This window comes from uncultured Tenacibaculum sp., assembly GCF_947502995.1.
In the GTDB taxonomy this organism is placed as follows: domain Bacteria; phylum Bacteroidota; class Bacteroidia; order Flavobacteriales; family Flavobacteriaceae; genus Polaribacter.
On sequence record NZ_CANNBW010000064.1, the window covers coordinates 1 to 540 of the forward strand.

At 27.8% G+C, this 540-nt stretch carries 1 protein-coding gene; it reads left to right on the forward strand.

Annotated elements, in window-relative coordinates:
* On the forward strand, nucleotides 1-494 hold a 494-nt coding region (locus tag Q1A46_RS20740), incomplete at its 5' end, for a DDE-type integrase/transposase/recombinase (RefSeq protein WP_299683564.1).
* Between the last annotated feature and the right edge of the window lie 46 nt (nucleotides 495-540).

The window sequence follows — 540 nt, forward strand, 5'->3', positions numbered from 1 at the left end:
ACCCTATGCACCTATCATTAGTTACAGATGCATATTCTAAGAAAATTATCGGTTATCATTTGGATAATACCTTAGAAGTAAGCTCAACTGTAGAAGCTTTGGACATGGCTATAAAAAATAGAATGTATCCAGACAAAAAGCTGATCCATCATTCAGATAGAGGTTTACAATATTGTAGTAACATATATCAAGATATATTATCTAAACATAATATTAAATGTAGTATGACAGAGTCATATGATCCATATCAAAATGCAATAGCTGAACGTGTTAATGGAATTTTAAAACAAGAGTTCTTTATGAACACGACACATCTAAATATTAAGATAATGAAGAAAATAGTAAAACAATCAATAGCTATTTATAACTCTAAAAGACCACATTGGTCATGTTTTTTCAAAACTCCTAATCAAACACACCAACAAAACAAAATGAAAATAAAATCATATCGAAAAAAAACATCATCTAAAGCTATAGCTTTAGATGATGTTTAATATATTTAATCAATAAATAACTGTAACGGTTATTTAGGACTAGTCA